Origin of the sequence: Runella zeae DSM 19591 (assembly GCF_000423565.1) — a bacterium.
GTDB lineage: Bacteria > Bacteroidota > Bacteroidia > Cytophagales > Spirosomataceae > Runella > Runella zeae.
This window is the reverse complement of the sequence record NZ_AUIF01000003.1, coordinates 146,283-165,633: the sequence shown is the minus strand read 5'-3', so window position 1 is coordinate 165,633 and position 19,351 is coordinate 146,283. Positions and strand designations below refer to the sequence as shown.

The following is a 19,351-nucleotide window of genomic DNA, read 5'->3' as shown; positions in this document are numbered from 1 at the left end:
TAGTGATCATTATATCATGGAACAACAAGAACAAGCAACACTTACTCCCAAGCTGATATTCCAAAAAATAATTGAAACCAAAGATTTGGTTCTCAAAAATTGGTGGATTCTTCTAATCATGGTCGGCATTGGTACAGCCATAGGGTATTATGTTGACTCCGAAAACAACAAACGGATACAGTATATTTCTAGGATTGTTTTTAGTATTAGTGGCTCTAAATCAGGAAGTGAAATGGGCAACTTTGGAAGTCTACTAGGCATGGGGGCACCCCAAGGCGATGCTGGATTATTTTCAGGTGAAAATCTCTTTTATGTCATTAAGACCCGCCCTGTACTCGAACGCGCCCTGCTAACACCTATCAAATTAGCCAATGGCAAAACGGAGCTATTTGCAAACTACTATCTTGATTCTACTTACTTAAGAGAGGATGAATGGGCAAGTTTCCTTCCAGAATGGACCAAAGTTAGAATTACTCATACTAGTCGCGATAGCATGTCGAAACTTGAACGTCAAGTTTTTGATGGGGTTTTATATAAAGTTCGCGATAGAGAAATTAGCATCTCACAACCTAATATGAAAACAGCCTTTAATGAATTGGCTGTTTCGATGGAAAATGAAATAGTAGCCCGAACATTTTCTTATCTATTATTGGAAACAATAGAACGCGTTTATCAAGAAAATCAGACAAGAAAATCGCGTGAAATGATGGGAATCATGAAAAAGAGAGTTGATTCGTTAGGGGCGGTCTTAAATAGAACTGAGAGTCGTTTAGCCCAAACCACAGTCATCAATACCGAAGCAGTAGCACCTACTGCAAAAGTTGAGGAGGGTCGTCTCACTCGAAGTACAACTTTCGTTTCCTCGCTTTACTTAGAAGCCTCTCGCAGTCTCGAAAGTCTAAAGATGTCAATTGTGAAAGAAGCGCCTCTATTTACTATCATAGAGCCTCCAGTACTACCTCTTGAGACCAAACTTTTTACTCGTCAAAATATGAAGTTTGGGGCGATTATTGGCTTTTTTGTAGCAATTATTTTTATACTTGCGAAGCAGACTTATGTAGAAGCCCTTAGAGATTTAAAGAAAAAAACTGTAAAAAGTTAAACGATATACTCATAAAAGACGTCTAACTTTAGAGGGACGTCTTTTTGTTTTCTAATCTACTTGAACATTAATGAAATATTCGGAAGAAGTAGTTATTGAAGCCGGACACGGAGCCAAGAATTATTGGAAAGATTTATGGAAAAACAGAGAATTACTATGGATTCTTTCTAAACGCGACTTATCGGTTCGTTATAAACAAACTGCCATCGGAGCAGCTTGGGCCGTTTTACGGCCTTTTGCCACCACGGTGGTGATGGTATTCGTATTTAGCAAAATCGCTAGGCTCAAAGGAGATGTGGGTATCCCATATCCTTTGATGGTGTTGGCAGGTATTACTATCTGGAATTTATTTGCTAATACTTTTACCCAAATCAGCCATAGTATTCTTATTAACTCTAACTTAGTAACGAAGACCTATTTTCCACGGCTTATCATGCCTTTGAGCTCAGTTATAGTTGGCTTTATTGACTTCCTGATTTCGCTGTTTCTTTATGCAGTGATTGCGATTTGGTATCAACACCCTCCCAATTGGCAAATTATACTCTTACCTGTATTTGTTTTGTTGAGTTTGCTCGCGGCACTTTCCTTCGGCTTGATTTTTGCTGTAATGAATGTACGGTTTCGGGATATAGGGCAACTTATCCCTTTTTTAGTACAAATAGGCTTTTACGTTTGCCCTATTGCCTATAGTGGTAAATTGGTAGAAGCCAATCATGATGTTTGGTGGTATGATATTTATTATCTTAACCCTTTGGTGAGTATCATTGACGGCTTTAAGTGGTGTCTTTTGGGAGATGGCGCTTTCTTTAATATTGAGCATTTATACAGTGCAATGGGCATCATCGCACTTACGTTAGGGATTTCCATTTACTATTTTCGTAAAGAGGAAAATTCTTTTGTTGATTACATTTGATTACTTTTGGATTTAGATAAACTTTTAAGCGCTCGATGCAGGTTATTGTAGCAGAAGATATAAGCAAAAAATATATCATCGATCACCAAAAGGCGATGCGCAAAAGCTCTACTTTGCGCGATACTTTTTCCGAAAAATTTAAGCACTTTTTTGGGAAAGGCGAACAAGATGAAATTGAGAAAGAAGAGTTTTGGGCACTGCGTGATGTAAACTTTACAGTAGAACAGGGCGATAGAGTGGGGATTGTGGGGCATAATGGCGCTGGGAAATCTACTTTATTAAAAATCCTGAGCAAAATTACCGAACCCTCTGCTGGAAAAGTGACTATCAAAGGTCGGGTGGCGAGTTTGCTTGAAGTAGGAACTGGGTTTCACCCAGAGCTTACTGGCCGCGAAAATATCTACCTCAATGGAGCTATTTTGGGAATGAAGAAACACGAAATCAAAGCTGCTTTTGATAGCATCATTGATTTTGCTGGTGTAGAAAAATTCTTAGATACTCCCGTAAAACGATACTCTTCGGGAATGTACGTAAGGCTAGGGTTTGCGATTTCGGCGCATTTGAGTCCCGAAATTCTTATCATTGATGAAGTCTTGGCCGTAGGGGATGCCGATTTTCAGAAAAAATGCCTTGGCAAAATGAGAGACGTCTCCGAAAGTGGGCGTACTATTTTGTTTGTAAGTCATAATCTGGCGGCGGTTCAGTCTCTTTGTAATCGCGCTTTTTACTTCGAACATGGTCAGCTCAAAATGCAAGGTGATACGACTCATGTAGTCAACAATTACTTGAGCCACGTAGCTAAAACCAATTTGGAGCATTATTGGGAAACTCCCGAACAAGGTCCAGGCAACGACCAAGTGCGCTTCCGTACGGTACGAATTGATCCCGATTTTCAAGAAGGTAAAAACTATATCGATGTCCGTACATCTGTAAAAGTCCACATTGAGTTTTGGAACATGTTGGAGCGTGCTGATCTAAATCTCAGCCTTCATCTATATGCTTTTACGGGCGAATGTATTTTTAATGTAGGTACCACTTCCCAATCTTTCGAAAAAGGATTGGTGACCGCTACCCTCGAAATCCCGGGTAATTTCCTCAATGATGGCTCCTATGTGATCTCTATCATGGTAGTAAAAGACACTTCAACTGTTTTGTTCCAACTACCCGAAGCTCTCTCTTTTGAAGTAGAAGACCACCGTGAAGGAGTAACTTGGTATGGCAAATGGCCTGGCTATGTCCGCCCCCAATTAAATTTTCAAATTAATCAATCAGAAGTACTGGTCTAAAGGGAATGATTAACGTTACCAAAACCTACCTTCCCGATTTTGACCAATATGTCGACTATTTAAGAAAAATCTGGGAAAGTGCATATCTTACCAACAATGGGCCTCTTGCCCAACAACTCGAAGAGGGCCTCAAAGAATTTTTGGGTGTATCATACCTAAATTTTTGTGGAAATGGTACGATCGTTTTACAGATGGCGCTCAAGTTATTGAGCGAGCCAGGGGAAATTATCACAACTCCTTTCTCTTACGTAGCCACGACCAATGTCATTTTATGGGAAAACTATCAGCCCGTTTTTGTTGATATTGACCCAAAAACATACTGCATCAATCCCGCCCTCATTGAGACTGCAATTACCGAAAATACGCGGGCTATCATGGCAACACACGTCTATGGCAACGCCTGTGACGTAGAAGCAATTGAAAAAATTGCAAAAAAATACAATTTGGTAGTGATTTATGATGGTGCCCATGCTTTTGGGGCCAATTATCTTGGTAAATCATTACTCTCGTATGGCGATTTTGCCACGTGTAGTTTTCATGCTACCAAGTTATTTCACACCATCGAAGGAGGTGCTATCATTACAAACAAAAAAGAATGGCACGAAAAACTTCATCTCATGCGTGCTTTTGGACACCGTGGCGATGATTACTTTTTCATGGGGATCAATGGTAAAAATTCTGAGGTTCATGCAGCGATGGGGCTGTGTAATTTACCACTCGTATCAAAATTGATAGCTGCTCGTAAAGCCGTCTGTGATTTGTACACTGAACTTCTTGATTGGACTCATCTTTCAGCTCCCGAATGGGCCGGGGGACTAGAGCGAAATTATGCCTACTATCCTGTAGTATTCGAATCGGAAACAAAAATGTTGGCGATCAAAGAAGTACTAGGTCAACATGACATCGTCCCACGTAGATACTTTTATCCTTCCCTCAACAAACTGCCATTTCTTTCAAATCCTGAGCCATGTCCTGTCTCAGAAGATATATCATTGAAGGTACTTTGTTTACCTCTTCATGCTGAACTTGCTCACGAAGATGTAGAGCGTATAGCTACCCTGATTAATCAACATTTGTAGCTTATTGGGCAGTTGGCCTGCCGTATTTGGGCGCTTTATGCGCCATAGTCTTATTTGCTCCTTTTCTCTAAAGAGCAGATTATTGGATAATTTATTCGTATTTTCGCCCCTCCAATCAGTCATTTGTAGGTGACATAGCTTTTTAGCATTCATGATATTCATACAAAATTCTATTACACTGATTTGTTTTGCCCTGTTTATATACTATGTTGGACGTACAGCTGCAAAAATCTGCCGTCCATCATTGATTGAATGGCTCATTAGCTCTTTTATTCTATTTGCTAGTAGCATTATTGTGACAGGTTATTGTTTATCACCTCTCCATCTTACTGCGAATGTATGGGCATGGGCACTCTCCGTTTTTATACCGCCTACTATTATCCAGTTGATATTTGGTCTACTTTCTCCGCAAACCACTCCATTTTCGCCTCGACAGATGGCCATCAAGCGATGGCATGCTGCCCAACGATGGTATGCAAGTGCGGGGGTTTACTTGCAATTTTTGTTTGGAGTAATGATTGTATCGGTAGTAGTCATAGGGCTCATCAATTTAGTGTTAGTGCTTTTTACAGTACCCAATGAATGGGATAGCATGACTGGTCACCTCAATCGTGTTATTCAATATATACAGCGGGGTAGCATGGCCCATTTTGGTGGTACCAATTGGAATATAGACACTTATCCAAAGAGCGTGTGTACGATTCAAATTTATTCGTATTTAATAACCGGTAAATTTGAAAATGCTTTTAAACTCATTCATCACGCTTCCTACTGGATTACGTTGGTATGTATTTTTGGTATTACGCAGCGCATTACTAAAAATCGGCTCAATGCTAGCTTTTTTTGTGCGCTAGCCTTTGCGATGTTTCTGGATTTTTTGATGCAAGCCATCACTACCGAAACCGACATTGTACTTGCAGCATACCTAAGCTGCCTACTTTATTTTTTGTTTACTTACCGCTTAACCAAAGAAAACCGCTATTTATACTTAGCTGCTTTGAGTTTTGGAGTAGTGTATGGTCATAAAGTCACATTTACCTTATTGCTGCCTTCTGTTTTTATCGTAATGCTTTATACGGTATTTCTTAAAAGCAAAAATCAAGATAGCGCTTCGGTAAGTCTTAACATCAACTGGCCCGCCATCTTCAAATTAGGAACAGCCATCGTGATTTGTTTTTGTATATGGACTTTGCCCACTGGATATGTAAAAAATATCCAAGTATTTGGGCATCCTATCGGGCCACCCACTTCACTCAAGCACCAATCTATTGAAAGAGCTACTTCCAACGGAGGCTTCCGCAATTTGTTTGAGCAAGGCTCTCGCAATGCGGTAAGGTATGGGTATGATTTTGTCAATCTCGATGGCTTGAGAAATATCAAAATAGGTCAAGACATCAACCGTGGCATGCGCAAACCCCTAGTATGGCTGGAAGATAAGCTCAAAATGCGTTTAGACGAAACTACGGAGTTTTCGATTGTTCCTTTTTCTTTCGAGCGCCGTTTTGAGTTTTTCAACGGAAACCCTTATTGGGGGATTTTTGGATTTGCATTGGTATTTCCTCTGGTGTTTTTGGTATTATTCGGAATCGTGCGTTCGCCGGCACATTGGTTTTTAGCGATTGCTTTACTATTACATTTTGCAGCGCTATCATATTCAGCTCCCTACGACCCTTGGAAAGGACGCTATTTTCAAGAAACGGGAGTATTTGGGGTGTTGTTTCTATCTCTTTTGTTTACGCATAAATATAGCCTCGCCAAATCTGGTTATTCGGTAGCGCTCAAAACATACGTCGGTATTGTGACAGTGGTAGCTTGTATCTCAGCATTACTTTCGGTCTTCCTCAATGTTCGTTGTCTTCCATTTCCAGCATTGGGCAAGCCTTCTGCCTTCAAAACTGAACGCATTGCAATGATGACTTTTGCTCGTCCTGATATTACGAAAGCTTATCAAAAATTCGATCAAATAGTTCCTGACTCCGCAACCGTAGCCTTGGGAACAATCAACGACGACTTCGAATATCCACTTTATGGAAAGCATCTTTCAAGAAGATTGATTACTATCAATCCTTTTGAGAAAGGGGTTCAGCCGATTCCTAAAGAAGCAGATTACCTTTTCTTTTCAAAGAATGTAATCCCACCTTTGCCAACAGACTTACGCTTAGGGACAGATACTACCATGAAGGGGCTTATTGTACCAGGCGAAGATTATTACCTCCGCAAACTGAAATAATTCTTTCGTTGGGTTCTTTATAAAATAAATCAGTCTAAACCAAAACCTTTGTTTTCATGCATCTAGGAATCATGCAGCCTTATTTTATGCCTTACATTGGGTATTTACAACTCATGAATGCCGTAGATAAGTTTGTGGTATATGATGACGTTAACTATATCAATAAAGGGTGGATTAATCGTAACAGGATTTTAGTAAATGGTCAAGCTTATTTGTTTACGATTCCCCTACAAGATGCTAGTCAAAATAAGCTCATCAATGAAATCGTGTTGAGTAAAGACCCTAAATGGCGAGGAAAATTTCTAAAAACCCTCGAACAAGCCTATAAAAAAGCCCCCTTTTATTTTTCGGCTTTTGCAGTCACCGAAAAAATCATCAATTTAGACGCCGAAAAAGTAAGTGACTGGATATGTAGTAGTTTGTGGGTATTGAGAGACTATTTGGGCATGCAAGTAAAGATAGTACCAAGTTCGAGTATTTATCAAAACACTCACTTAAAAGCTCAAGAAAGAATTCTTGATATTTGTAAACAAGAAAACGCTAGCCACTATATTAACCCCATCGGAGGAACGGAGCTATATGACAAAAATATTTTTGAGCAAGCTGATATCCAATTGAGTTTTATAAAATCTAAATCTATTGAATATCCACAGTTTAAGAATGAATTTGTTCCTTGGCTTTCTATCATAGACATCATGATGTTTAATGATGTAACCACCATCCAAGGTTTTTTAAACGAATACGAATTGGTTTAATCATTTTGAGGATAGAGTATCGAGTTGGATACTTCACACTTTTTACACTTAACATACATGGCGAAGGTTGTAATTTTTGGAGTACTAGATACCGCAGAATTAGCGCACTTTTACTTAACTCACGATTCCGAACACGATGTAGTGGCCTTCACGGTCAATCAAGAATATTTAAAAGAAACTACTTTTTGGGGACTCCCAGTAGTAGCATTTGAAGACGTAGAAAAGTTTTTCCCTCCTACTGAATTTAAGTTTTTTGCTCCTATGACCGGACGCAAAATGAACAAAAATCGGGAGAAAGTTTACTTAGAAGCCAAAGCAAAAGGATATGAATTTATTTCTTATATCAGCTCAAAAGCAACTTGGTTTGGCAATGAAATCGGGGAAAACTGCTTTATCTTAGAAGATAATACGATTCAACCTTTTACAAAAATTGGTAATAATTGTGTACTCTGGAGTGGCAACCACATCGGTCATCATGGTCTTATCAAAGATCATGTATTTTTCACTTCTCATGTGGTACTGTCGGGGCACTGCTTAGTAGAATCTTATTGTTTTTTTGGGGTAAACTCTACCATTCGCGACTACACTACTATCGCCGAAGGAACGCTCGTAGCGATGGGAGCCTCTATCACCAAAAACACCGAAGCTTGGGGTGTATATATGGGTAACCCAGCCGAAAAAAGACCTACTCCGAGTTATAAGGTTTATTAATTCATTATCTTTCAACACTCACCTTTTGGCACTGACTCTACCAATTGTCTGTGTTTAGGGAGTGTTTTTTCGATATAACTTTTGAATGGACGTTTCAATTATTATCATTCATTATAAAACTCTTAAACTGACGACCGATTGTATTCGCTCTATCTATGCGCATACAAAAGGGGTAAGTTTTGAGATAATCGTGGTCGACAACGACTCACAAGACGGAGCCAAGGGTATTATTCAACAAGAGTTTAACGAAATCCAGTGGCTTGATATGGGCTACAATGCTGGTTTTTCGAGAGCCAACAATAAAGGCATGAGAGCCGCAAAAGGTCGCTACTATTTGCTGCTCAACTCTGACACCGAGCTCCTCGACGATATCATCAGCCGCTGTGTCCAACGATTAGATACCCAACCTGATACTGCTGCTTGCGGAGGCATTCAATTGTTTTCGGACAAAACCCCCCGTCCTTTTTTTAGAAGTTTAGCGGTTTTTAAACGCTCCCTGTATGTACATCCTCCAGGGCGTATTTTTGAGAAGTTGCTAGAAAAGTTTATCCCCGAAACCCACTACAACGACCCTGACCAAGTCGATTGGATTCCGGCTGCCTTTTTACTCGTCAAACGTGAAGTAGTCGAAAAGGCAGGATATATGGATGAAGACTTCTTTTTGTACGGAGAAGATGTCGAATGGAACTGTCGTTTAGGGCGTGTTGGCAAACTCAAGGTTTTTGAAGATTGTGGCTATATACATCACGAATGGGGAAGCAACCCCAAACGAAAAGATGTACTCATTACGATTGTCAATAAGTTTTATCCGCAAATTCAGCTATCTAACCTTGTGTGGGTACGCAAAGAATTCGGCATTGGCCGATACTTAGGTTTAATGCTCAATTATTATTTGATGATACCGGTGTATTTTGGCTGGAAAATAGCACTCAATATCTCTAAATTCCGCAATCCTTTTGGCCAACTTGAACAACAAAAAGACTTTACACGTAAAGTTTGGTTGTTTTCTACCTATTTTTGGAAAATCATTCGCAACAAGCCTTACTTTTATAAGCTCGACCCAAAGAGCCATGTCTAACGCATGAAAATTTTGTTTTTTACCCCTACCGGAGCGCGGACAGGCTCGGAGATGGTGCTTTGGTATTTGATAAAACACTTAGCAGGAAGTGAGATAAAGACCGCCGTTTATTCGCGCCAAGCAGGAGAATTGTTTGCAAAAAACTCCCCCGCCGACGCGACTTACATCCATAAGTTTCATCGTGGGCTACCATACTATGCCGTCGAAGCTGTTTATCATCGCACATTTGGCCTTACTCCCGAAGAGAGCTACATCAAAAAAATTCATCAAGAATTTAAGCCCGATTTGTGGTACTTCAACACGATTACGATGCCTCAGTTTGCCCGACTGGCCCGTAAGCTAAATATCCCCTATGTAGTACACGTTCATGAACTTTTGGAAACTTTCGAAACATTACGCGCCGATTCTTTTGCCGAAATGTTGACGCATGCCCAAACCACCATTGGATGTTCGCAAATAGTAGTACAACAACTCCAAAGAATGGGCGCTCCCAATGTCAAGCTCTTACATTCTTTCATTGATACGGGCAAAATCCCCCTCCAACAAAACCCTGCCACTCTTAAAGAACAACTTGGTATCCCAAAAGATGCTTTTGTTTGGCTCATGTCAGGTACCATGGGCATGAGGAAAGGATATGATATGGTCCCCGACTTGCTATCACATCTTCCCAAAAACGCCTACATTGTATGGTTAGGAAGCTATAGCGAATACGGGGTTTCGTACTATTTACAAGAAAGGGTAAAGCGCGAAAACCTGAATTTCATCGCACTAGGGCCTAAAGGTGGGCAAGATTATTATGATTATCTCAATATTTGCGATGGGTTTGTACTCACTTCACGCGAAGACCCTTTTCCTCTTGTGATGATTGAATCAGCCTATCTCCAAAAACCTATCGTCGGTTTCAACTCCGGCGGAATCAGCGAGTTTGTACTGCCTGGTATGGGAGAAGTTGCACCAGCTTTTGATATTCCTAAACTCGCCCAAATCATGCAAAACGTAATGAACGGTACTATCAAAATTGACAAAAACATACTGAAAAACAGAGGTTTGGAGTTTGATATACATCAGCAGCTAGGAAACTGGCAGAATTTATTAGCGAATTTTTAATGAAGAAAATCCTTTTCATAAGCCATGACGCTAACCGCGCTGGAGGTCAAATCGTATTGTTGCAATTGCTACAGCATCTGAAACAACGGGGCGTCTCCATGCATTTATTGTTGTGCAGTGATGGTCCCCTTGAGGATGATTTCAGGGCGCTACTTCCCACCACTCGATTACCTCGCTTGGGCGATGTTTATCTGAATGGGTTTTTATCTCAGTTTCTAAAAATATTAGGTTTCGAAAACTATCTGAAACAAAGGATATTAGAAAGGCGGTGGCAGAAGTTTCGTGATTATATGATGGCTCAAGATTTTGGGCTTATTTTTGTAAACACCATCGGTTCGGCAGCGACTTACCATCAACTCACCTTCCTAACTGCGCCCACGGTTTTATTTGCCCACGAGCTAGAGATGTCCATTAAAAAATTCAGTGATCCCTCTGATATGGATTATTTGATGAGCCGAACCAACCACCTCATTGTGGTCTCCAAAGCGGTGGCAAATTATTTCCATAAAAACTATCAATACCCACATCACCAAACTAGCACCTTCCAAATTATAGACGCTCCCCAAATTCTTAAAAATATCGAAGAAGGTAAAAAAGTAGATATCCGAAAAAAAATGGGGCTTCCTAACAACGCTATCTTGGTAGGTGGATGCGGACATGCCGAGTGGCGCAAAGGCAACGACGTCTTTATGATGGTAGCTCAGCAAGTAATCAAAAGATGCCAAACTAAGCCTATTTATTTTGTATGGGTAGGTATGAATCCTAATTCAGAACTTTATGAGGTGCAGCGATTTGATGCCGAAAAAATGGAAATCGCTGACCGTATCATTCACGTGGGACTTACTTCCGAAGTTTTTCAATATTTGAGTCAATTCGATGTCTTTGCTCTTACCTCTCGCGAAGACCCTTACCCTTTGGTAGTACTAGAAAGTGCTTTAGCAGCCAAGCCAATTGTATGTTTTGATAAAGCAGGCGGGACGCCTGAGCTAGTCGAAACGGATGCAGGTTTTGTGGTGAACTATCTGGATGAAACCCAAATGAGCGACCGAATCATTGAACTCATCGAAAATCCTTCTTTGAGAGATGAATTAGGCCAAAATGCTAAACGCAAAGTGCTGGAACGACATCCTACAATTGAAAGCGTAGACAATGTGATGAAAATCGTACACGAACTATGCCATTAAAGGGGCTGTCTTTTTTGTTGAATAAAAATCTCTCTGACAATGACATTAGCTTTTACGCTTTGCTCCATCAACTATCTGGCTCAGGCTCGCACTTTAGGCGACTCATTGAGGCGAACCAACCCTCACATTCGCTTTATCATTGGGCTTGTAGATCGGCTAGATGTAGCCCAAGTGCCGCCTGATATGCTTCCAGATTTCGAGCTGTTGGAGTTGCATAATATAGGCATCAGTAGCCTTCAAGAAATGTGTGAACACTACAACATCACCGAGCTAAATACGGCAGTAAAACCTTATTTCTTTAGGTATTTTTTTGAACGTGTTCCCCAAGTCAGTAATGTCATTTATTTTGACCCCGATATCATTGTCTATCAACCACTGACAGAGTTAGAGAATCTCCTCCAAAAGCACGATTTTGTACTTACTCCTCATCTAACTACGCCTATTGATGACCAACTTACACCCAATGAGCTTCATCACTTAAATACAGGCGTTTACAATCTTGGTTTTATTGCTTTAAGAAAAAGCCCCGAAGCACTTGATTTTGTGAAGTGGTGGGAAGAAAAACTTTTTGATGAATGTAAGATAGATTTATGTAATGGGCTTTTTGTAGATCAAAATTGGGTGAATTTTGCCCCAATTTTTTGGAACAACATCCACGTTGAAAAACATCCCGGCTGGAACGCCGCCTACTGGAATCTGCACGAGCGTCGCTTCTCTTTCAAAGAAGGCACGCATTCTGTCAATAACCTACCTGTGGTGTTTTTTCACTATAGTGGTTATGACCCCGCCAAACCCAACGTCATTTCTAAGTATCAAGATAGATTTACTTTTGAGCAAAGACCTGATTTGGTAGCTCTTTTTGATTTTTATCGCTCAGAGTTATTACAAAATCACAACGCTTACTATCGACAATTCTCATGCTTTTATATTAAACCTGAACCTCTCTATAAATACCTACGTGTAAGAGAATTTCTAAAAAAACCATTTGAAAAATGGCTAGCCAAACTTTGATATTTACCGTTTGTACTGTCGCACAGCTTCCTTTTACTAAGGTATTAGGCGAGAGTCTTCCTTCCCATATTTCTTTTAAAATAGGAATAGTAGATGCTAATCCTACGGTCTCCGATAGTAATATTATTTCTCTCAACGACCTACCACTAAGTGAGATACAGCTTTTACAACAACGCTACGATGAAGCTTCACTCATCGCAGCATCTAAGCCTTTTTTTGCCGAATATTTTTTGCAAAAAACACAATGCCAAACGCTCATGTATGTTGACCCTACTGTTTTTTTTGTGGGCGATGTAGCAGAAATACTTGAGGTTGTGGAACAACATGAAATTGTGTTAACCCCGCGTATCATACACAAATTTGGGAAAGCCACTTATGGCGATGAAAAATTGTTTTTAAATACGGGAATGTACGATAATGGTTTTTGGGCTATCCGCAATACCCACAACAACTCGCACTTTTTGAAGTGGTGGAAAGGAAGACTCACCGACCGCGCCCATTTTGAGGTTTGTCAGGGTATGAATCACGACCAACTTTGGCTCAATTACGTTCCTATATTTTTTAAAAACGTTTTTGTTTGCAAAAACACGGGTTGGAATGTAGCCCTTCATAATCTTCATGAACGCACATTAAATTTTGGGGGTGCTGAATGGACCGTAAATCAGACCGACAAATTAATTTTTATCAATTTTAGAGAGTGCTTCGTCAAAAACAAAACCCTCTCAAAGCTCATTCATACTTCAGGGGTTGAGCCACTTATTCAAGCCTATTTATTAAAACTTCAACAACACACGTCTCAGATTCCTGTTATTTTTTCTCTTCGTTCGGCGCTTTTTCCGGTGATGCCTGCATGGAAGCACTTGCTCAAAAAACAACTCCAAGGCATCATTGATACTATTTCTTATTTTCCGCTTTACCATAAAATAACTAAATAGCCCATAGCTGTTAGTTTTTTTGTACTTTTGCGGGAAATATCTGCCAAAAGCGGTCAGTTTTTTATCAATTTATAGTGTTGCATGAAAGTCCTTTATGATCACCAGACCTTTACTGGTACCCAATACGGCGGTATTTCTCGATACTTTTATGAGTTGATGAATGCTTTTAGTGGACGAAACGACATTGAATTTGAACTAGCGATTAAGTTTTCAAACAGCGAATATTTGAAAGAAGTAAGCTATTCACATCCCGTAGGCTATCAAAAACTCGCTAAAAACCGCCGAGCCAATCAAGTATTTTCACGCCTCAACAGGCTCTATAGCTCTACCAAGCTCTCTCAAGGGAATTTTGATATTTTTCACCCTACCTACTATCATTCTTATTTTTTGAATAAGATAGGTACTAAGCCCCTAGTTTTGACTTTTCATGACGTCATTAGCGAAAAATATGGGGAAACATATCCTGTATTCGGGAAAGGGCTTTCGGGTTTAAAACAAAAGCTACTCCAACGTGCCGATGTAGTCATATCGGTATCTCAAGCTACTAAAAGGGGAATTTTGGAGCACTTTGAAATAGATGAATCAAAAATCAGGGTTGTTCATTTGGGGAATTATTTAGCCAAGCAGGTACTCAAAACCAAAGGTTTAAACAACCTAACTCTTCCAGAACGCTACGTATTGTTTGTTGGGAATCGAGATCATTATAAAAATTTTGTAGGTTTTGTTGAAGCAATTAGACCTACATTGCTCAAAGACAAAGATTTGAAGTTGGTATGCGCTGGTGGCGGTGGTTTTAAGGCAGAAGAAAAAACCTTGTTTCAACGAAATCATCTGCAAGACCAAATTGTCTATCATCCTATTTTTAATGATAGTACTCTGGTAGAATTATACGAAAAAGCACAGGTCTTTGTTTTTCCTTCCCTGATGGAAGGCTTTGGATTACCTGTCCTAGAAGCTATGAGTTGCGGATGCCCCGTTGCTCTTACTGATGGTACCTCTTTTAACGAAATCGCGGAAGACGCAGGGGTATATTTTGAAGCCGACAAGCCCGAATCTATTCAAGCAACGGTAGAGAAGGTAATTTATGACACTGAGCTTCGGCAGCTCATGCGTATGCGTGGCTATCAGCGACTTCCTGATTTTAAAGCCGAAAATACGGCTCAGCAGACTTTGGCCGTTTATAAAGAATTAGTAAACAAATAATGCAACTACCCGAACGTACCCTCATCTACGACCGCGACATTAGCGGCCACCATTTGGATTATTTACAGTTTTTGGTAGAGTATCTCAAACAATCTCCTCCAACTACCAGAGAAAAGTTCGTATTTGTGTTGCATGAAGGTGCAAAGGTTCGTTTTCAAAAAGACGAATCAATGATTAATTTTTACTATATCAAGCCCGAAGATTTGGATTTTATCTTGAGCCACGCCGGTGTGATAGCAAGAGCCGCCGCTGAGATGAACTATCTAAAGTCTTTGGTGGAGCGGTACCATACCCAACGGCTGGTTTTTATGCACATAGATGCTTTCCAGTATGAACTAGGCAAGGCTTTTATTCCCAAACTAGGTATCAAAATCGCGGGTTTACTTTTTTTACCTTTTAGGAAGTATTATGAAGATGGTTCCACTCTTAAAGCCAAATTAAAACGCGAATGGCGAGGATGGCGCAAAGGCTTACAAATGAAGTGGATGCTACGTCATCCTCAAATTGACCAAATTTTTATTCTGAATGACAAACAAGGTGTGCAAGAGTACAACAGAAAATTTGGTTCAAGGTTTGAGTATTTACCCGACCCTATTGATGTTGGCTTGCCTATTACCACTGCCACCCAAGTCCTTAAAGATAAATACGGGATTCCTTCTGAGAAGATGATTTTTTTGATTTATGGACATCTTTCCGAAAGAAAGAATGTACCCAATATTTTGGAGGCACTCACCAGCCTCTCGACCACCCAACATCAGCAAATGTGCATCTTGATATGTGGTGAGCCCGAAATAGGTTATGAAACTGCCTTGTATTCGGCTATCGAAAAAGCTGAAAAAAAATTTCCTGATGTAAGTTTTGTGAAGCATATTCGTTTTTTTAACCCCAATGATACCAATGAGGCCATCAAACTTGCCGACGTTGTACTGGTACCTTACATCAATTTTTTTAGTTCAAGCAATATTCTGGGTCTCGCCGCCAAATACAGTAAACCAATGATAGCCTCTAAACTCGGAGTTATGGGGGCGCTAGTACATCAATATAAACTTGGCCTCACAGTAGCACCACAGAAGCCCGCCGCCATTGCCGAGGCTATTAAGTATTATCTAAATCATCCGTCGGCTACTATCGATGGCCAAAAATACCTAGAAGATCACACAGCAGAGGTATTCTGCAAAAAAATATTGTTGCTATGAAGTCATCAAAACGCTCTCTTATATTTGGATCTATCTCAATTTTGTTACTTTTTCTGTTTTTAGAGTTGATAGGAAGACTTGCTCTTTTTATCATGAAATACCCTTTTTGGCAACCTAGTAACAAATTTTATCCTGAACTTCAGACTATTATTCAAGCTGATATTGCAAAAAACAAAGATACTTATGACATTCTAATTTTGGGTGGCTCAGCTATGAGTTTAGAATTTGGTGGACAAATCAACAAAACCCTGGACTCACTTCTACATCTCAGCAATCCAAAAGTAAAAATATATAACGCCGCCACCCCTGCGCATACTTCTCTTGACAACCTTTATAAGTACAAAATGCTCCACGATAAGCATTTTGATTTGGTTATTTTTTATGAAGCTATCAACGAAAATCGTTTCAACAACATCCCTCCTAAAGATTTTTCGGACGACTATCAGCATATTTTGTGGTACTACGATATGGCTCTCATGAATCGTCACCCTGAAGTGAACTGGACGGTACTGCCCTTTATTGCTCACAAAAGTGTTAACTTGCTTATCGACAAACTGAAGGGTAAGAAATTTTTGAATTTTCAAGAGATCAATCCAGACTATATTCAATACGGAAGCGACATTAAAACTGCCAAAGCATACCGTCATAACGTAGAAGGAATTATCAAGGAAGCGCAAGCAAAAAAAGAGAAGGTTCTTCTAATGACCTATGCATTATATGTACCACAGAGCGTAATTGGCAATGGAGGCTATACTGATTATCGGGATTTTGCCACGTGCAAATACCCTTCTCCTCTGTGGCTTTGGGGCGACCCCATCAATGTACGACAAGGAGTCCAAGTCCACAATGATGTCATTCGTCAATTAGCCGCTCAATATCATACTTTCTTGTTTGACATGGATCAACAAATGCCCCGACAAAAAGATTATTATTGTGATTTGTGTCATTTGAGTGACAATGGTAGCCGTATATTTGCACAAAACCTTTATAAATACCTCAATGATAGCAATCTAACAAGAAAGAATTGAGAAGATTAAATAAAAGCCAAATTTCACTTTGAAATACAAAGTAAAAAAATCAACTTTGTAACGCAAAGTAAAATCAAGGACTATCTTTGCTAAACGAATTCACCAAAGACTATAAATAAAAATCTATTGTGAGCCCAATACTTAGTGTAATTATTCCTGCATATAACGAAGAAAAAACCATCCAAGTGGTCTTAAAAGCAGTTGCAGCGGTAAAGTTGATCGGGGGATTTGAAAAAGAAATTATTGTTGTAAACGACTGCTCAAAGGACAATACAGAAGCCAGGGTTTTAGAATTTAAAAATCAAAACCCAACAGTATCTATCAGTTATTACAAGCATGAGATAAACCAAGGAAAAGGGGCAGCTTTGCACACAGGAATACGTCAAGCAAAGGGGGATTATATTATCGTACAAGACGCTGATTTAGAATACGATCCTCAAGAATTTAACATTTTGCTTCAGCCTATTGTCGATGGCTATGCTGATGTGGTATTTGGGTCTCGTTTTATGGGAGGTAAAGCACACCGGATTCTGTTTTTTTGGCACTCTATCGGAAACAAAATCCTGACCTTTTTGAGCAACATGTTTAGCAATCTCAACCTTACCGACATGGAAACATGCTATAAGTTGTTTAGGGCTGACATGATTAAAGGGCTGGAGTTGAAAGAGAAGCGTTTTGGGTTTGAGCCTGAGGTCACTACTAAAATTGCCCGTATTCCTAATATTAGAATATACGAAGTAGGCGTTTCTTATTACGGACGTACCTATGCCGAAGGCAAAAAAATTAATTGGAAAGATGGCTTTCGAGCTATCTATTGTATTTTACGGTATGGATTATTTAGTTAATCAATCAGTGTAACATGTGGAATGATTTAAAATACTATCGCCAAGCCCTAGGAATTCATATGTTGTGGAATTCCTACCCAATTATATTCTTTTTTAGGGATGGGCTTCGGATTGGCCCTAGCGGTAGTGTATTTACAATGATATTTTGGGTAATTGGCTTCTTGCTTATTTTTCCTAAAAATATTTTCTCAACAATTTATTTCCCCAACCGGGTTTTATCTTTTTTCTGGCTAGGCTTTATTGCGGTTGCTTGGGTATATTGGCAATATTACCCTGGTATCAATGGTTCGCCTACAGGAAGTAAGGAGATGCTTACTTATGTACTTCCTATCGCTTTTTTCTTGTTGATGTGTTATTATCCCAATGACAAGACAGATATTCTTTTAAAATCCCTTATCTTGTATACCTTGTTTGCTAGTATTGGGCTACTGTACGTTATCTTAAATGACCCTACTTGGCATATTGGAGAGCGTGCAGGTATTCGCTATGCCGCCAATACCGCCCAAAGCAACCCACACACTTACGCCAATAATGCCCTGATGACCATTGTGGCTTCTATGATTATGGTACAGCGTACCAATAGCTTTTTGTATAAGCTTGTATATCTTTTTTTGGTAATTTTTTCGGTAGTAGTGATGATTCTTTGCCGTACCAATACTAGTATCATTACATTGGTAGTCATCACATTCGTAGCTTTTATGTTCAATTCTATCAAAGTAGTAAAAGCATTATTCTCCAAAAATACCTTAAAAATAGTGGGAGGCATTGCTATCATAATAAGCTTATCTCTATCTCAGCTGACTTTTGTTACGACAGCCGTCACGTCAAACTATCAAGCGTTTTCAAGTCGATTTGGAAGAGTGATATACACTATTACTGGGGTGCAAACGAGCGAGCCTACAGCAGGTGAAGGGGGAATTGACCACTCCTCCTTATATCGAGTACTTAGTTGGAAATATGCCACTGATTTCTTTTTCAACCAAGCTTCAATAGGCACTATTATATTTGGAGAAGGATACAAATCCCAGTTTTTTGACGTGCCTTCGCTTGAAGCCTGGGTCAATCTGGGTATCTTAGGATTTATATTTTATAATGGTTTTTGGTTTTTGTTGGGAATGACCAACCTCCTTCAATACAGCTACCCTACAAACCCTGCATCCACTTTTATTGCTTATTTTTCATTGTTATTGTTTGTAGCTTTAGCTTCTGGAGGCCAAACGATAGATATTAGTGCATGGCTTACTCAGGCATTCTTTATCCGTTTTTCTGGCTTAAAATCTTCCAAACCTGTTTTGGCTCTTTCTCAGACCTGAACCCTACTTCACAATCTTAAATGAAGACGCAGTTTATTGGGTGGTATGCCTACATTTTATTGGTATTTCTTATTCTCATTGTATCAAGTGTTTTTATTCCACAGGTAATTGGCGAAGATCCCGGAACTTCTTTCGCTGTCTGGACGGAAATGATAATGGGAGGGGACTTCAATAAAATGACCTTGCCCCATCCTTCTAATATCCAAAAAGACCTTTCTCTATTTTTGACTTGGTGGACTCCGGGACAATATTTATTTCCAGGAGCTATAAGCCAATTAACAAATATATCGCTTGGGGCGGCGAGTCTAATCACTACCGTTTTTTTTTCCATTATTGGGCTCATTGGTTGGAAAAAAGTCTACGAACAGTTTTCCG

Annotated in this window: 17 protein-coding genes; all 17 read left to right on the top strand. The window is 39.7% G+C overall.

Annotation, left to right across the window (positions count from 1 at the left end; genetic code table 11):
* The first annotated feature begins 16 nt into the window (after positions 1-16).
* The 17 genes from G563_RS0100810 (at position 17) to G563_RS0100730 (ending at position 18,976) form a co-directional block, all read left to right on the top strand.
* Positions 17-1,102: a hypothetical protein gene (locus G563_RS0100810; protein WP_028663614.1), complete on the top strand. Its 1,086-nt coding sequence runs from the start codon at positions 17-19 to the stop codon at positions 1,100-1,102.
* 70 nt (positions 1,103-1,172) lie between these two features.
* Entirely contained in the window at positions 1,173-2,015 is an 843-nt protein-coding gene (locus G563_RS0100805) for an ABC transporter permease (RefSeq protein ID WP_028663613.1), read from the top strand.
* Between the two features lie 35 nt (positions 2,016-2,050).
* Entirely contained in the window at positions 2,051-3,301 is a 1,251-nt protein-coding gene (locus G563_RS0100800) for an ABC transporter ATP-binding protein (RefSeq protein WP_028663612.1), read from the top strand.
* A gap of 5 nt (positions 3,302-3,306) precedes the next feature.
* On the top strand, positions 3,307-4,380 hold the full coding sequence (locus G563_RS0100795; protein WP_028663611.1) for a DegT/DnrJ/EryC1/StrS family aminotransferase: 1,074 nt from the start codon (positions 3,307-3,309) through the stop codon (positions 4,378-4,380).
* Between the two features lie 151 nt (positions 4,381-4,531).
* On the top strand, positions 4,532-6,610 hold the full coding sequence (locus G563_RS0100790; protein ID WP_037325732.1) for a glycosyltransferase family 39 protein: 2,079 nt from the start codon (positions 4,532-4,534) through the stop codon (positions 6,608-6,610).
* A 56-nt stretch (positions 6,611-6,666) separates the two neighbouring features.
* Complete coding sequence (locus G563_RS0100785) at positions 6,667-7,365, top strand: WbqC family protein (protein ID WP_028663609.1); 699 nt, start codon at positions 6,667-6,669, stop codon at positions 7,363-7,365.
* A gap of 57 nt (positions 7,366-7,422) precedes the next feature.
* Positions 7,423-8,076 carry an acetyltransferase gene (locus G563_RS0100780; protein ID WP_028663608.1) on the top strand — a complete coding sequence of 218 codons (654 nt, stop codon included), beginning with the start codon at positions 7,423-7,425 and terminating at the stop codon, positions 8,074-8,076.
* A gap of 85 nt (positions 8,077-8,161) precedes the next feature.
* On the top strand, positions 8,162-9,154 hold the full coding sequence (locus tag G563_RS0100775; protein WP_028663607.1) for a glycosyltransferase family 2 protein: 993 nt from the start codon (positions 8,162-8,164) through the stop codon (positions 9,152-9,154).
* 3 nt (positions 9,155-9,157) lie between these two features.
* A complete protein-coding gene (locus tag G563_RS0100770; RefSeq protein ID WP_028663606.1) occupies positions 9,158-10,261 on the top strand; it encodes a glycosyltransferase family 4 protein in 1,104 nt (367 codons plus the stop codon).
* The gene (locus G563_RS0100765) at positions 10,261-11,445 is read left to right on the top strand and encodes a glycosyltransferase family 4 protein (RefSeq protein ID WP_028663605.1); all 1,185 of its coding nucleotides are present in this window, start codon (positions 10,261-10,263) and stop codon (positions 11,443-11,445) included. The genes G563_RS0100770 and G563_RS0100765 overlap by 1 nt, the downstream gene beginning before the upstream one ends.
* Positions 11,446-11,484: 39 nt before the next feature.
* Complete coding sequence (locus tag G563_RS0100760) at positions 11,485-12,456, top strand: glycosyltransferase family protein (RefSeq protein WP_028663604.1); 972 nt, start codon at positions 11,485-11,487, stop codon at positions 12,454-12,456.
* On the top strand, positions 12,438-13,391 hold the full coding sequence (locus G563_RS36625) for a hypothetical protein (protein WP_028663603.1): 954 nt from the start codon (positions 12,438-12,440) through the stop codon (positions 13,389-13,391). The genes G563_RS0100760 and G563_RS36625 overlap by 19 nt, the downstream gene beginning before the upstream one ends.
* An 81-nt stretch (positions 13,392-13,472) precedes the next feature.
* Complete coding sequence (locus G563_RS0100750) at positions 13,473-14,594, top strand: glycosyltransferase family 4 protein (protein WP_028663602.1); 1,122 nt, start codon at positions 13,473-13,475, stop codon at positions 14,592-14,594.
* Positions 14,594-15,790: a glycosyltransferase gene (locus tag G563_RS0100745; RefSeq protein ID WP_028663601.1), complete on the top strand. Its 1,197-nt coding sequence runs from the start codon at positions 14,594-14,596 to the stop codon at positions 15,788-15,790. The genes G563_RS0100750 and G563_RS0100745 overlap by 1 nt, the downstream gene beginning before the upstream one ends.
* Positions 15,791-15,882: 92 nt before the next feature.
* Positions 15,883-16,818, top strand: coding sequence for an SGNH/GDSL hydrolase family protein (locus G563_RS0100740; RefSeq protein ID WP_051210672.1), 936 nt, complete (start codon positions 15,883-15,885; stop codon positions 16,816-16,818).
* Positions 16,819-16,946: 128 nt separating this feature from the next.
* Positions 16,947-17,663 (top strand): glycosyltransferase family 2 protein, encoded by a 717-nt coding sequence (locus tag G563_RS0100735; RefSeq protein ID WP_028663599.1) that lies wholly within the window; start codon positions 16,947-16,949, stop codon positions 17,661-17,663.
* Between the two features lie 14 nt (positions 17,664-17,677).
* The gene (locus G563_RS0100730) at positions 17,678-18,976 is read left to right on the top strand and encodes a hypothetical protein (protein WP_028663598.1); all 1,299 of its coding nucleotides are present in this window, start codon (positions 17,678-17,680) and stop codon (positions 18,974-18,976) included.
* The last annotated feature ends 375 nt before the right edge of the window (positions 18,977-19,351 follow it).

Bases quoted from the DNA above. Each gene is read 5' to 3' on its own strand.
- G563_RS0100810 (WP_028663614.1), top strand. From the start codon at position 17: ATGGAACAACAAGAACAAGCAACACTTACTCCCAAGCTGATATTCCAA.
- G563_RS0100805 (WP_028663613.1), top strand. From the start codon at position 1,173: ATGAAATATTCGGAAGAAGTAGTTATTGAAGCCGGACACGGAGCCAAG.
- G563_RS0100800 (WP_028663612.1), top strand. From the start codon at position 2,051: ATGCAGGTTATTGTAGCAGAAGATATAAGCAAAAAATATATCATCGAT.
- G563_RS0100795 (WP_028663611.1), top strand. From the start codon at position 3,307: ATGATTAACGTTACCAAAACCTACCTTCCCGATTTTGACCAATATGTC.
- G563_RS0100790 (WP_037325732.1), top strand. From the start codon at position 4,532: ATGATATTCATACAAAATTCTATTACACTGATTTGTTTTGCCCTGTTT.
- G563_RS0100785 (WP_028663609.1), top strand. From the start codon at position 6,667: ATGCATCTAGGAATCATGCAGCCTTATTTTATGCCTTACATTGGGTAT.
- G563_RS0100780 (WP_028663608.1), top strand. From the start codon at position 7,423: ATGGCGAAGGTTGTAATTTTTGGAGTACTAGATACCGCAGAATTAGCG.
- G563_RS0100775 (WP_028663607.1), top strand. From the start codon at position 8,162: ATGGACGTTTCAATTATTATCATTCATTATAAAACTCTTAAACTGACG.
- G563_RS0100770 (WP_028663606.1), top strand. From the start codon at position 9,158: ATGAAAATTTTGTTTTTTACCCCTACCGGAGCGCGGACAGGCTCGGAG.
- G563_RS0100765 (WP_028663605.1), top strand. From the start codon at position 10,261: ATGAAGAAAATCCTTTTCATAAGCCATGACGCTAACCGCGCTGGAGGT.
- G563_RS0100760 (WP_028663604.1), top strand. From the start codon at position 11,485: ATGACATTAGCTTTTACGCTTTGCTCCATCAACTATCTGGCTCAGGCT.
- G563_RS36625 (WP_028663603.1), top strand. From the start codon at position 12,438: ATGGCTAGCCAAACTTTGATATTTACCGTTTGTACTGTCGCACAGCTT.
- G563_RS0100750 (WP_028663602.1), top strand. From the start codon at position 13,473: ATGAAAGTCCTTTATGATCACCAGACCTTTACTGGTACCCAATACGGC.
- G563_RS0100745 (WP_028663601.1), top strand. From the start codon at position 14,594: ATGCAACTACCCGAACGTACCCTCATCTACGACCGCGACATTAGCGGC.
- G563_RS0100740 (WP_051210672.1), top strand. From the start codon at position 15,883: ATGAAATACCCTTTTTGGCAACCTAGTAACAAATTTTATCCTGAACTT.
- G563_RS0100730 (WP_028663598.1), top strand. From the start codon at position 17,678: ATGTGGAATGATTTAAAATACTATCGCCAAGCCCTAGGAATTCATATG.